This is a genomic window from Algoriphagus aquimarinus, assembly GCF_007997215.1.
Lineage (GTDB): Bacteria > Bacteroidota > Bacteroidia > Cytophagales > Cyclobacteriaceae > Algoriphagus > Algoriphagus aquimarinus_A.
Genome location: NZ_VORW01000001.1, coordinates 804,684 through 817,733 on the forward strand (window position 1 = coordinate 804,684; position 13,050 = coordinate 817,733).

A 13,050-nucleotide genomic window follows, 5' to 3' on the forward strand; every position below is an offset into this window, starting at 1 on the left:
TAAATCCAAAGACTATGCCTTGCGGAAAGAAAAGAAAAAGACATAAGATCGCTACGCACAAGCGTAAGAAGAGACTAAGAAAAAACAGACATAAGAAGAAGTAATACACTTCTTCTTATTGTCATATGAGTAAACGTTCATTTACATAATAATAAGACGAGATTTTGAGTACGGAATTGTTAATCGATTCTGCTCAAAACGGAAGTCGAATTGCCCTCCTTCAAGACAAGAGCCTGGTTGAGTTGCATTCCGAAGGAATGGACAATCAGTTTAAAGTTGGAGATATTTATCTCGGTACGGTCCGCAAAATCGTCAATGGGCTCAATGCAGCCTTCATTGACGTAGGTTATGAGAAAGACGCCTTTCTTCATTACCAGGACCTCGGGGCAAATTTCAACAGCCTGACAAAGTTCACCAAAATGGTGCGCAACAATAACTACGGCAATTATAATTTGAAGGGTTTTGAAAACGAACCTGAAATCGACAAGATTGGAAAAATCTCCAATCCTCTATCGAAAAATCAACAGATTTTAGTTCAGGTCGTCAAAGAACCCATCTCTACGAAGGGGCCTCGACTATCCTGTGAGCTCTCTCTACCAGGTCGCTACCTTGTGCTAGTTCCTTTTTCAGATTCGGTCAACGTATCTAAGAAGATTCGAAGCAACGAGGAAAGAAGACGTCTCCTGAGACTCATTAATTCTATCAAGCCAGCCAACTTCGGAGTAATTATCCGTACTGTGGCAGAAGGTCAGTCCGTTAGTGACTTAGATAAAGACCTTCGCAATCTTCTCAATAGCTGGGAAGAAGGCATGGGTAAATTGATGAAAGCCAAGAGTCGCGACAAGATTATTGGAGAGATGAGCATGGCTTCCTCACTTGTGAGAGACCTGCTCAACGAATCATTCGACGCAATCACCGTAGAAGAAGAATCTACTTACGATCAGATCAGATCCTACATCAGGAATATAGCTCCTGAAAAAGAAAAAATTGTAAAGCTTTACACTGGTAAAGCTAAGCTATTTGAAAATTTTGGAATAGAAAAGCAGATTAAAAGTCTGTTTGGACAGACGGTCAGCCTTCCGCAAGGAGGGTATGTGATCATCGAGCATACAGAAGCCCTGCACGTCATTGATGTGAACAGTGGTAATAAGTCCAACCAGGAAAGTGACCAGGAATCAACGGCATTAAAAACCAATCTGGTTGCTGCTAAAGAAATTGCCAGACAGCTCCGACTCCGGGATATGGGAGGAATCATCGTGGTCGATTTTATCGACATGAAGAAGGCCGAGAATAAAAAGGCTATCTACGAAGCGATGAATAACGAGCTTAAGTTTGACAGGTCTAAGCATACTGTTTTGCCTCTGAGCAAATTTGGGCTCATGCAGATCACCAGACAGCGAGTAAGGCCTGAGGTCAATATTGTGACCAAAGAGACTTGCCCGGCATGCAATGGCACCGGCAAAATACAAGCGTCTATCTTGATAGCTGATAAGCTAGAAAAAGACGTAGATCATATTGCTACTATCCAGAATGTAAGCAAAATACAAATTGGGCTGCATCCCTACCTGCACGCATACTTTACTACAGGCATTATTAGCCGAAGAGTGAAGTGGTTTTTCAAGTATAATAAGTGGATAAAACTGATCAAAGATTCTTCCCTACCCGTGACGGAATACAGATTCTTAGATGAATCTGGAGAGGAAATCGAACTACAAGTAAAAAGCGAGACTGAATAGTCTCGCTTTTTTTATGAATTTTTTTTAACCGCAGAGGACACAAAGGAAGCGCAAAGGGTTCAGTTAGATATTGGATCTTCTTATTTTACCTGATTAATAGTAAAATTCACTTAGTTATCTCTCCCATCTGTAGTGTAGATTTTTGAGAAATCTAATCTTGCAAAAGCCACTTCATCTTCAGAATGTGGGTATCCTATATACAAGTAATATCCATCTGGAGTCGAGAATCCACGGGTAAGAAAGGGTAATACTACTTCTGCGATTTTTTCAAAATCCTTATCTAGGATCACAAGTTTAGTAAGTGGCTTTTTACCTTGATCACGGTTCGTTTCACTATCAACCCTTATTATCGCTTCCCGAAGATAAACCTGTGCTGTTGGATCATAATCTACCCAACTGAATTTGCTTGTATTTCCATTAGGCAGAAAAGCAGTGTATTCACCTTGTTGCTCCGTTCTACCTACTAAAAAATCCATATGATCATCAACTCCCGCATAAGCCCATTTCTGAGAATTCGGGGAAATGACCAGCAATGAGTCGTCTGCAGGGAAGGAAATCAAATGAAGGTTTTCATTCTTATTGTATCCATTTTGGTAAGTAGCGAAGGTTGGATCGTCCAGAAATTGTAGGTATTTACTTGGGTATTTGAATTTCACATAATCAATCGAGCTGTCCTTTGGATCAAATTCCAACAGCCAATTTTCATAATCAAGTAAAGATTCTTTCAGGACAAAAGGCACGTCTGGAATGATAATCTTTCCATTGATGTTCATGGCCTTTGTTCCAGACATCGTATTGTAATTGACAGCTAATCGATCTGTGGGGTCTGCTGGAAGATCATATCTAGCCAATACTTTCCCTTTTTGATCAGCCTGGATTAACTCCTGATAAGATACAAACCAAACAGATGTGTCATCAGTGAAAATAACTGGTAAATAACTTCCTATTCCATCCGGACCTTCTTCTTCATAGAATTGATCACGGATAAGCTTTCCTTCAGGATAGCTATATTCCATAAATCGGTGTTGTTTTGAAGTTATCAGAGATTCCTCATCACCTCTTTTGATATAGTTGAAAGTTGTCCCCAAATCCTTGGTCAATGTATCCTTCTCCAAATACAGGGTGTCTATAATCAAGTCTTTTAAATCTAAAACAGGGATTTGTTTTTCAGGCTTAGTGGAGCAAGAAATTCCAAGAAGGGTTATAGCCAAAAAACTAAGTAAAGTAAATTTTCTCATGTAATGGGGAATGAATGTGTCTTGTAAAATAAATAATTCGTTCTAAAAAAAAAACTTACCGTTATATTAATTCATGAACTCGGATAGTTCTTCCTATTGTAATCTCTTCCTTGATTCATCACCCAAAAAATACATTAGGATCCCCATAAATCTAATTTACTGATCTAGCCAAGATTTGAAATCACCTACTTTTTCACGGCTTATTAGAATATTCTGATCTGTACAGTTTTTTAATATGACTTTCAGCCTACTATTTGAATAGGAAAATATTCCATCTATGGCTTCCATACTGCTCAGGTATTTTCGATTGAGACGAAAGAAATTAGCTGGATTTACTTGGGCTTCCGTTTGATCCAGAGTGCTTTCAAGCACATACTTTTTGCCTTCCTGAGTTTGTAAAAAAGTGACTCTTTCTTCGCTGTTAAAAAAGGAAATGTCCTCTGTTGGGATACTTTGAATTTTCTCGCCGAATCGTACCAAAAACCTGGATTTAAAGCTTGCTTTATTTGGAATAAGTAGGCTTTTCAATACATCCATCTCAATGGTTGATCTAATTAGATTTGCTTTAAACTTATCCACAGCTCTTGCGAAATCCTTAGGATCAATTGGCTTTAATAAGTAGTCAATTGCATTCACTTGAAATGCTTTTATGGCATATTGGTCAAAAGCAGTTGTAAAAATTATTGGTGTTGATAACTTGACCTTATCAAAAATTTCAAAACTGATTCCATCTGCTAATTGTATATCGCAAAGAATCAAATCCGGCTGTGGATTTTGGTTTAACCAAGCAATACTTTTTGAAATGCTATCTAAGTTTCCAAATAGTTCTGCATCTGGAAAATGTTCCTTAATCTGCATCTTTAGCAAATTTGCAGCGGGTTTTTCATCTTCTATGATTAAGATCTTCATATGATTATAATTTTACTTCCTTGCCGGATTAAATCATGCAGCTTGATATTCATCGTTTTATTTTACCAGTTTTCATACACGATTTCATGTGGATAACTCTAGAATTGGAAGTTTTACCAAGAATTCATTCTCAGTCTTAATGATTTCAATATTTCGATCAGAAAGAAGTTGATATCTCATTTTAATATTGTTCAATCCTACTCCTGTAGATGGTTCAGTTTGACTAGTTTTTGGTTGAAATGTATTGCTAATCCATAGATTATTTTCTTTTCTGAAAATGTGGATAAACAAAGGGTCTTCTTCACTCACTATGTTGTGCTTGATTGCATTTTCAAGAAGAAGTTGCAAGGATAGAGGGGGCAGAAAGCCACTTTGATCTCTGATTTCTATTGAAAACTTCAAGCTATCTTCAAACCTTATCTTCTGGAGTTCTAGGTAGTTTTCAGCAAAACTTACTTCTTTTTCCAACTCAATTACTTCCTCTTTTTGAGCCTCTAAAACGTAGCGGTAAATCCTTGATAATTTCTGGATAAAGGCAGCGGATTTATCTGCATTTTCATACACAAGGCTAGAAAGTACATTTAGAGAATTGAACAAGAAATGCGGGTTCAGCTGATCCTTCAAAGACTGATATTGACTGGCTAGTTTTTCGCTTCGAAGTATCTCAGCTTCCAATGCTGACTTTCTCCATTCTAGCAGCCAGGAACGGGTAGTGAACAAGGCCATGAAGCCCAACGCAATACCCATTGGGACTAGTGAATATTCGAAAAGTAAGGCTACTGGAATATTATCGAGGGTGAAATTTCCTCTTACCCATGAATAAAGAAATACTATGCAGAAGGAAACCAAGAATGCATAACTCAGATAGGTTACGCTTGTAAGTAGAAATCGTTTTGCTGGATGATGTATCCAAGAGATCCTCTTATCATAAAATGTCTCTACCGCATTTCCACCATAGCTCATAGCCACAGTGATTACGAATGAAAAAATGAAATCTGGTGCCATGCTTTTGATTCCCGCCCAACTTAAAAAACAGCTAGGACAAAAATACAGCATGAGTATCATCACTATTCCAAAGTTGATTATCAGAAAGCTTGGAATAGTGCCCCAAATATCTCCTTTGGTTTTGCATATTCCTTGTTCGTTTTTTTCTGGCATATTGGGAAATTAATTAAAAAGAGGCAATTCCTTTCTCTCACGTATGAAAGAAAGGAATCTCCTGAATTTGTTATGATTAATTACATTTGGATGCAACTTGATCGGCTTGCATTTTCCCCCATGTAGGAAGGAGGTACTCATCAGTAATTTTTGCTTCTTCTTTTTTATAAAGGTCCAAGCTCATTCTAGCCATTCCACAAGCTTTTTCTGGCCCTGTTCCGAAGAACTCTGCCATCCCTAGTTCCATTTGTGACATTAGGGAAACTGCTCGCGGGTTCTCACGATCCAGATTAATCGCTTTTCCAAAAAGTTGCATTGCTTGAGGACTCATACTTTGTCCTCGTCCTGCAGGATCTAGACTGATTTTCCCCATCAAAATGTACCCATTCAAGGCAGTGATCTCAGAGTTTCCAGGAGCTATTTTGTCGGCTTTTTTCACTAATTCCAATGCTTCGTCTAAGCTTTTGTCTTTGTCAATATCAAAGCGAAAGGCTGCTTCTGTTTTTAATAATGCAGCATAATAGTATGGAAGCCATTCTGAATCTGAAGCATCAGCAATTCTCAAAAACCCGTTTGTGACAGTTTGAGATTGCTCATAATTGGTAATAGTCTTTTTGGCAGTCAATTGCTTTTGCATAGCGGCGATGAAAGCTGGATCAGATGCTTGAGCAAAAGCTATCCACAGTAAAGAAAAGGCGAGGGTTAAGATGTACTTTTTCATAATTATAAGTTGTTTAAGTTATTTGCTGTTTTGTCTTTTGAAAGTGTGAGGAAGATTCCTAAGAATAGAAATCTCGGTGCTGGCTGCCCAGTTGGAAGGGATTCAAATACTCCTTGCCCATTTGGTTGTCTAGCATAGGAATAGCCAAAAACATTTTCTCTACCCAGCACATTCTGAACTGCGAAATGAATGATCAGATTAGGCTTAGGCAAATAGCTCCAAGAGAGGCTTAGGCTTTGATAGCTTTTGGTTTTAGAGTTCATTTCTCCCGATTCGTTTGGATCTGTAAATGTGTATCCATCGTTGAAAGAGAAAGTTGTTCCCAGTTGAGAGTTAAGTGCGGGTATGAAATGCTTGACCACGAGCGAAAAATTATGCTTTGGTGCAAAGTCTGGCTGAACTTCAGTGTCATATTGGTTGTACGAGCGCTTGCTATCCACAAAGCTGTAAGAAATCCAGTAGTCCGTATTTTTGATGTTTTGGCGATCTCTCAGGAAGAAGTCTATCCCACGCGCATAGCCAGATCCAGCATTCCGAAGGAGAGTAGGATAGGTAGGCGTTCCTTCAAACCTGATTAAGTCATCATAGCTTTTGTAGAAAGTCTCTGCTCTAAACATGACTCCTTCCTTCTGATACAAGTAGTTTAATATCAGATGTTTTGCTTTCGAGTTACCAATAGTTGGGTCAATTACTCGGAAGTTCTCTATGGGTAATTGATGAAACTGACCAGAGGCGATGGACACTTGTCCAAACACTGAAACCTGATAGGCCAAAGAGACTCTCGGGTCTATCCAAGACTGATCTGCCAATTGGCTATTTCCTGCTCGCAACCCACCTCTCAACACCAGTTTCTTACTCAGATACCAGTCCCACTCGGTGAAGAAATAGGCTTCACCTTCTTCAAAGCTCCTTTGCTGATTTTCTGTTTTGAGTTGCTCAGAATAATTATGGATAAAATACTCCGCTCCAACTTTCATGGAAATACGATCTGAGAAATCTTTGATCCCCGTGAATTTGGCGTGGGAAAGCAGATTTTTTCTTTCTATTGGAGTAGTATCAATGATCAGGTCGTCTTTATTCGAAGAGACTGAAATCCCTCCAAATAGTGACCAGCCATTATCGTAGGAATTTCTCCAGTTACTCTGTGCGTAGGAGTATTTGTTATGGAGATTGACAAACATTCCCCGCCCATCTTCTCCAGGCTGAACTTGCCAAAGCTTCATTCCTCCAGCCTCAGTTCGAGCTAGCACTTTTACCAGTCCGCCTTTCTTTAATTTTTGTTGTGCAGACAATTCTACATCCCAACCGTAAGGAGCTCTTTCCCAGTCAAAGTCCTGTTTGATAAGTTTCTGGTAAGGTTTCAGGTCAAAATAATTTCCTGTAAGGGAGATGCTTTGAGTGTCATTTGCTAGCGTGTGAGCGTATCCTCCTCCTACAGACATGATCGAAAGATCGCCTTGGGTTCTCAATGAGTGGTCTTTTGTATTTAGAGATAAAGCTGATGAAAGAGCTTGTCCATATTCTGCGGAATAGCCCCCTGTGCTGAAAAATGTCCCTTTGAAAATATTCGGATTAAAGCGTGTTCTGGTGGGTACGTTTGATGTAGAGCTGCCATAGGCATTTCCTACGCGAAGCCCATCGATGTAGATTCCCACCTCACTTGCATCACCTCCGCGAACAAATAAGCGTCCGTCATTTCCCACGGTGCTTGTGCCTGGAAGTGTTTGCAAAGCACCCACGATATCACCCATTGCACCTGAGGTGGTGACTATATCCAGTGGTCTAAGCACCACAGCTTTTTTCTCATCCGAAGCTTCCATAGCTCCTGCGGAAATCGTCACCGAATTCATTTCGGTGATTTCTTCTACCAGTTTGACCTGCCGGATTTCCAGAGAATTATGATCAAGTGTAATTGCAAGTTCTTGAGTTTTGAAGCCAACAAACTTAAACACCAAGACTTGAGACCCTTTCACATCAGTTTCAAATTGGTAGCTTCCATCTTCCTCACTTGTAGCTCCGTCATAACTTCCTTTGATCAGAATATTTGCTCCGGGTAGAGGCAATCCTTTTTCGTCCAGCACCTTTCCTTGGATAGTTGCTTGCGCAAAAGCTTGAGTTTGCAAAAGGATAAAAGTGATAAAAAGTAGAAGTCGTGGATTCATTTCAATTCAGATTTGAATCAAATGTGCAGGACTGCTTTCTGTCAAAAAATTAAAGCTTACTGAAGTGTAGAAAGCTAAGACTGAAGTGTAAAAAATTGAAACCTGAATTAATTGGGAGCGACTGTTAATTTTCCTAATTAAACGGATCAAAGGTAAAGCCTAATTATTTAAGTAAAGGTGACTTATGTCACTTTCTTCTCTAATTCATCTCACTACTCGTACTAACTAAATACCCTACTTTTGCATTAGGAATAAGTACAAACCAACTACTACAATGAAAAGATATCTCTTTACCAAGTTCCTCATCCCGGCAGTGATGCTGATGATGTGGTTTCCGAGTTTTGCGCAGCAAGCTTACTCTCTTTCAGCTGCACAGCAATTCACTGTGGCTGGAACATCTACTATTCACGACTGGGAAATGATAGCCAAGGCGGGCAGTACAGGTGCGGCTCAGCTGACTATAGAAAATGGAAGGCTTTCAAAAATCACTTCACTTACTCTTAATATACCAGTGAAAAGCCTTAAAAGCGGCAAAGGCTCTATGGATAACAATGCCTATGAAGCTTTAATAGAAAAAAAGCACCCCTCCATCAAATTTGAAATGACCGAGTGCATAGCAATTATCGGAAATGTGGTGAAATCTAAAGGGAAACTTACGATCGCCGGGACTTCACAAATAATACCACTTGATGTGACTTATTCTATGAATGGAAACGCTATCAAATTCACAGGAACCCACGCTATTCAGTTCAGTGATTTCAAAGTTGATGCTCCTACAGCGGTCTTCGGAACGATTAAAACAGGGAATGAGCTCACACTAGCTTTTGAAGCTAGTTTCTCACCAAAAAATTAATTTAAACTAAGCCACCATGAAATTATCAATATTCACCTTGTTGTCCTGCGCCATGCTGACATCGGGTATAGTCCTAGCTCAAGAAAAAACAGAACTTCAATATTTCCGTCAAAATAGCAAGGAGGGTTTGAATATTTTTGAAACTCCTAAAGAAAAAGGAGGCGATTTTGACAGGGTTCGTGTATTTATAGGAGGCGATTTTGCACTGCAGTTCCAGTCTATCAATCACTCCAACTCTCTCAATAATCTAATAGAATTAGGCTCAAACTTCAACTTACCATCGGCAAACCTGAATATCAATACACAGCTCGCTGATGGGTTAAGATTGCATTTAAGGACCTATCTCTCTGCCAAGCATCACAATGAGGCTTGGGTGAAAGGGGGTTATCTTCAGATCGATCGATTGGGATTTATCAAGGAAGGTTTCCTAGATGGGATTATGGATTACACTACGTTAACCTTTGGTATGGATGAGTTTAATTACGGGGATGCACATTTCCGTAGATCCGACAATGCCCGGGCAATCTATAATCCCTTTATCGGCAATTATATAATGGACTCATTTTCCACGGAAGCTTTTGGAGAAGTGACAGTCCAAAAAGACGGATTGATCGCAGTCCTTGGTCTAACTAATGGCAAACTGAACCAAAGTGTCGTAGTAAACGACAATACTGATAACAAGCCGTCCTTTTATGGGAAACTAGGTGTGGATAAACAATTAAATGAAGATTTCAGATTTAGACTTACAGGATCATGGTACTTAAATAAAGGTACTACGACTGGAAGTTGGTTGTATGGTGGAGACAGAGCGGGCGGACGTTATTACAATGTTTTGCAACCGCTAGAGGGTAATTCAAATGATTTTGAAGGCAGATTTAATCCTCGCTTCAAGCAAATGACTGCGTTCCAGATCAATCCATTTATTAAATATAAAGGGCTGGAATTCTTTGGAATTTTAGAATCTGTGGGTAATTCTGAAGAGCAGGGCGATGGTAATTTTACTCAACTTTCCGGTGAGCTTCTTTACCGTTTCGGCGGTACTGAACAATTTTATCTAGGTGGTAGATACAATACTGTAAAAGGCAAAAACAAAGCTTCAGATGCTTCTGATATTGAAATAGGCCGTTTGAATGTAGGTGGAGGATGGTTTATGACAAAAAATGTGATTGTCAAACTGGAGTATATGAATCAAGAATATAAAAATGGTTTTGATGCAACCTCCATATATAATGGTGCAAAATTCAACGGTGTAAATATAGAGGCTGCTATCAGTTTCTAATTAGTTTCACAAACTGCTTAGTCAATTTTTCTTAAGAGCTGACTAGGCAGTTTTTATATAAATCACCATGAAGATTGTACTTCTTGTGCTCATTACTTATTTCTCTTTTTTCTATCCAAAGAGTGAAGTGGCCGATGTAAAAATCTGGAGGATAGGATCTGATAGTGTTATCGAAATTGCAGGAAGTACCAACATCTCAAGTTTCCGATGTGAATCAAATGAATATCAGGGTGGAAATGTGCTGAAGGAAACTTATTTTCCTGAAAGCGATATCTCGGAATGGAGTGGAGAAATCATTCTAAAAACCGTCAATTTTGATTGCTTCAATGCGATCATGACTAATGATTTTAGAGAGACCCTTCAAATGGGTCAGCATCCTACTATCAGTGTGCGCTTTCTGAATCTGATCAAAGAGTCGGAAAACATAAATCAAGAAAATCTACGGGGCGAAGTAGAAATCACGCTGGCAGGTGTATCTAAAATCTATCCGATTTCATGCGTTTTTCTTGCTAAAAATGGCGGGAAAGCTCTTTTAGCAGGTGAACGCAAATTAGCATTTACAGATTTTGAAATAGATCCTCCAGTGAAGTTATTGGGTACTATTAAAGTTAGGGATTCGATTGAGGTAAACTTTGGATTGGTACTCGAAGAGCAAATTTAACGGGTTGAGTTTGTCTCCTATTAATCAGTACTATTTTGAACAAACCCCTTGGCTAGTAATTTCTATCCAATTCCCCTCTGGGTCTTCGATCACACTTTCATAGTATCCATCGCCAGTAGTTCTTGGTTCACCTATGATAGATATTCCCTGGGTGCGGAATTCATCAGTCATTTGATTTACTGTTTCTAACGAACCTACAGAAATAGCAAAATGTGCCAATCCTGATACCATACCTCTAGGCTTTGGAGCTTCAGCAATATTGTTTCTCTTCATAAGTTCGATTCTGGAGCCAGTGGAAAAGCTGAGAAAATAGGAGCTGAAGCCTTTTGTGAGGTTTTCATATTTTTCACCCGCTGACATTTTGAATGACTGGCAATACCAATCCTTCATCAGTTCTAAGTTATCGACCCAAATTGCGAGATGTTCAATTTTCATAGTATTGCTTAGACTTACCGTTCTCTTCCAACAGGAATTACCTTCCAATTTTGATCGAAATAGGGAGTTTGCTTATAAAACCAGGAATAAATTGCTCTAGGAGATTTTGCAAATTCTGCATTTGTAGCTTTTTCTTCTTCAAAACGCTTCTTTAACTCAGCATCTTCGGATAGCATTTTAGCTATCAAAGGCTCCATGATGTAGGTTTCCATGTATTCAGTTTGTGCCAAAATAGAATTGAAATATCCCCACTGGAAAAAGCTGTCTATAGACTCAGGCTCCATCAAAATGACCACTAGTTCTGCAAGCGATTGGTCTGTACTGATACGCGCAGAACCTGGCTGCAGAGTGACTGTTCTTTCTAATTTATCCAAGTTCACTGTTTGAATGCGCATCAAGCCTTCGTAAGGTTGATTACTCATTTTATAATCTACTATTGTGGAAAACTCCAGATTCAGCTTTTTTTCTTCGGTCAAAATTTCCATTTCGATTCCATGATCCGCCATTTTTTGGATGACTGAGCTCCATTCTGCAGGAATCCAATAGGCCTTCGGCACCCCCACGTTCTCGACAGGTCTATCCATCAACAGGCTTGGTACTATTTGGGTGATTTCCTTCCCTTCCCATACGACGAAATCTCTTCCCGTGATATCTGAGGTTTCAGTTCTCGAAGCAATTCCTAAAAATTCCATAGAATCTGCAGGGGTTTCTCTGAAATCAAATTTCACGGTGATCTCACTTGGTTTTTGGTTTTTGTCAGACTTCACTGCTGCTTGAAGCTCCGCAAAATGCCCGCTAACTGTTTTGATAGCTTGTTCTAGAAAAACATAAGTTCCTAATACGCGCTGCTCAAATGGCTTTAGCGAGTGATTTTCTATCAAAATCGATGGAATATGTTTGATGTCTCCATAGGTATGTGAGAATCTAGGGCTGAAAGAAAAGGCTACGTTTCCCTGAGTGAAGTCATTCCCATTTGCTGCAAACAATAACGGACCTGGAATATGTCCCTTATCCTTCAAAGCCTGATCTACTTCAGGCTGAAAATAGGTAGATAACCAGTTTGAAATTTGAGGTGAATAACCGCCGGTTGCTACATAGCCATATGTAATGTCATATTGATAATCTGCACCGTCGGTGACATGAATGTCGATGTAAAGATCAGGATCGTAGCTGTTGATAACTCGGGCTACTGCCTGAATTCCTGCAGTCTCTAATTTAGTGTAGTCCCTATTGAGATTCAGATTTTGAGCGTTGGTTCTCCAGCCCATTACCTTTGGGCCGCGCTGATTTACTCTTCCGTATTCACTTCTTCTTTCATGTCCATCCACATTCAGAATCGGGATAAAAAGCAGGTTTGAATCATCCAGAAGTGCTAATTTGCTTCCTTGAGAAATGTCCCGAAGCAACATCATTCCGGCATCTTTACCATCTATCTCGCCAGCATGAATTCCTGCCTGAAAGAATATCAGAGGCTTTACGGATGTGGATAACTCATCTGCTGAGAAACTTTGATCTTTCGATGCGATTACCAATTGTATAGGTTTTCCTTGTTCGCTAGTACCTATTGTCACGATACTGAGATATTCAGAATTTGCCGCTAATTTCTCTACCCAAGCCATAGTTTCTGAATAAGTAGGAGATTCAAAACCATCAGAAAGTTCAAAAGGAGTTACCCACTTTTCAGACTTATCCACAAGCAATTCTTTGCTTTTGCCATTCCATGGAAGTGTTGGAGGCATGATGTCTTGGGCGAAGGTTGCGACAGGTGAACTAAGGATAAGGATTGTTGAAAGAATATATGGTAGTGATTTTTTCATCTGGAGTTCTTTTTTCAAATATCGAAAGTACTTCGATCGAAGAGAATCATTTTTGGTTAAACAGACAATTGCTCATGTAAA

Annotated in this window: 11 protein-coding genes; 4 read left to right on the forward strand and 7 right to left on the reverse strand. The window is 39.4% G+C overall.

Features of this window, described 5'->3' with window-relative positions; all coding sequences use genetic code 11:
* The first annotated feature begins 164 nt into the window (after positions 1 to 164).
* The gene (locus ESV85_RS03745) at positions 165 to 1,736 is read left to right on the forward strand and encodes a ribonuclease E/G (protein WP_146914887.1); all 1,572 of its coding nucleotides are present in this window, start codon (positions 165 to 167) and stop codon (positions 1,734 to 1,736) included.
* 110 nt (positions 1,737 to 1,846) lie between these two features.
* Here ESV85_RS03745 and ESV85_RS03750 read toward each other — a convergent pair whose 3' ends face one another.
* The 5 genes from ESV85_RS03750 to ESV85_RS03770 all read right to left on the reverse strand — a co-directional run bounded on the left by ESV85_RS03750 (position 1,847) and on the right by ESV85_RS03770 (position 7,924).
* Positions 1,847 to 2,974, reverse strand: a complete 1,128-nt coding sequence (locus ESV85_RS03750) for a DUF4221 family protein (RefSeq protein WP_146914888.1) — start codon at positions 2,972 to 2,974, stop codon at positions 1,847 to 1,849.
* A gap of 156 nt (positions 2,975 to 3,130) precedes the next feature.
* Positions 3,131 to 3,883 carry a LytR/AlgR family response regulator transcription factor gene (locus ESV85_RS03755; RefSeq protein ID WP_146914889.1) on the reverse strand — a complete coding sequence of 251 codons (753 nt, stop codon included), beginning with the start codon at positions 3,881 to 3,883 and terminating at the stop codon, positions 3,131 to 3,133.
* Positions 3,884 to 3,967: 84 nt separating this feature from the next.
* Complete coding sequence (locus ESV85_RS03760; protein ID WP_146914890.1) at positions 3,968 to 5,041, reverse strand: sensor histidine kinase; 1,074 nt, start codon at positions 5,039 to 5,041, stop codon at positions 3,968 to 3,970.
* Positions 5,042 to 5,117: 76 nt separating this feature from the next.
* The gene (locus tag ESV85_RS03765) at positions 5,118 to 5,762 is read right to left on the reverse strand and encodes a hypothetical protein (protein ID WP_146914891.1); all 645 of its coding nucleotides are present in this window, start codon (positions 5,760 to 5,762) and stop codon (positions 5,118 to 5,120) included.
* Positions 5,763 to 5,764: 2 nt separating this feature from the next.
* The gene (locus ESV85_RS03770; protein WP_146914892.1) at positions 5,765 to 7,924 is read right to left on the reverse strand and encodes a TonB-dependent receptor; all 2,160 of its coding nucleotides are present in this window, start codon (positions 7,922 to 7,924) and stop codon (positions 5,765 to 5,767) included.
* A gap of 274 nt (positions 7,925 to 8,198) precedes the next feature.
* Here ESV85_RS03770 and ESV85_RS03775 point away from each other — a divergent pair, with 274 nt between their 5' ends.
* From ESV85_RS03775 to ESV85_RS03785, 3 genes are all read left to right on the forward strand, one after another.
* Positions 8,199 to 8,777, forward strand: a complete 579-nt coding sequence (locus ESV85_RS03775; RefSeq protein ID WP_146914893.1) for a YceI family protein — start codon at positions 8,199 to 8,201, stop codon at positions 8,775 to 8,777.
* Between the two features lie 16 nt (positions 8,778 to 8,793).
* A complete protein-coding gene (locus tag ESV85_RS03780; protein WP_146914894.1) occupies positions 8,794 to 10,056 on the forward strand; it encodes a hypothetical protein in 1,263 nt (420 codons plus the stop codon).
* 67 nt (positions 10,057 to 10,123) lie between these two features.
* Positions 10,124 to 10,717 carry a YceI family protein gene (locus tag ESV85_RS03785; protein ID WP_146914895.1) on the forward strand — a complete coding sequence of 198 codons (594 nt, stop codon included), beginning with the start codon at positions 10,124 to 10,126 and terminating at the stop codon, positions 10,715 to 10,717.
* Positions 10,718 to 10,747: 30 nt separating this feature from the next.
* Here ESV85_RS03785 and ESV85_RS03790 read toward each other — a convergent pair whose 3' ends face one another.
* Together ESV85_RS03790 and ESV85_RS03795 are read right to left on the reverse strand one after the other, a co-directional pair.
* Complete coding sequence (locus ESV85_RS03790; protein WP_146914896.1) at positions 10,748 to 11,152, reverse strand: VOC family protein; 405 nt, start codon at positions 11,150 to 11,152, stop codon at positions 10,748 to 10,750.
* Between the two features lie 14 nt (positions 11,153 to 11,166).
* Positions 11,167 to 12,969, reverse strand: coding sequence for a M14 family metallopeptidase (locus ESV85_RS03795; protein WP_146914897.1), 1,803 nt, complete (start codon positions 12,967 to 12,969; stop codon positions 11,167 to 11,169).
* Positions 12,970 to 13,050 lie beyond the last annotated feature (81 nt).

Excerpts from the sequence above, each read along its gene's own strand:
- ESV85_RS03770 (WP_146914892.1), bottom strand. The coding sequence starts at position 7,924 with ATGAATCCACGACTTCTACTTTTTATCACTTTTATCCTTTTGCAAACT.
- ESV85_RS03775 (WP_146914893.1), top strand. The coding sequence starts at position 8,199 with ATGAAAAGATATCTCTTTACCAAGTTCCTCATCCCGGCAGTGATGCTG.
- ESV85_RS03780 (WP_146914894.1), top strand. The coding sequence starts at position 8,794 with ATGAAATTATCAATATTCACCTTGTTGTCCTGCGCCATGCTGACATCG.
- ESV85_RS03755 (WP_146914889.1), bottom strand. The coding sequence starts at position 3,883 with ATGAAGATCTTAATCATAGAAGATGAAAAACCCGCTGCAAATTTGCTA.
- ESV85_RS03760 (WP_146914890.1), bottom strand. The coding sequence starts at position 5,041 with ATGCCAGAAAAAAACGAACAAGGAATATGCAAAACCAAAGGAGATATT.
- ESV85_RS03785 (WP_146914895.1), top strand. The coding sequence starts at position 10,124 with ATGAAGATTGTACTTCTTGTGCTCATTACTTATTTCTCTTTTTTCTAT.
- ESV85_RS03795 (WP_146914897.1), bottom strand. The coding sequence starts at position 12,969 with ATGAAAAAATCACTACCATATATTCTTTCAACAATCCTTATCCTTAGT.
- ESV85_RS03750 (WP_146914888.1), bottom strand. The coding sequence starts at position 2,974 with ATGAGAAAATTTACTTTACTTAGTTTTTTGGCTATAACCCTTCTTGGA.
- ESV85_RS03790 (WP_146914896.1), bottom strand. The coding sequence starts at position 11,152 with ATGAAAATTGAACATCTCGCAATTTGGGTCGATAACTTAGAACTGATG.
- ESV85_RS03765 (WP_146914891.1), bottom strand. The coding sequence starts at position 5,762 with ATGAAAAAGTACATCTTAACCCTCGCCTTTTCTTTACTGTGGATAGCT.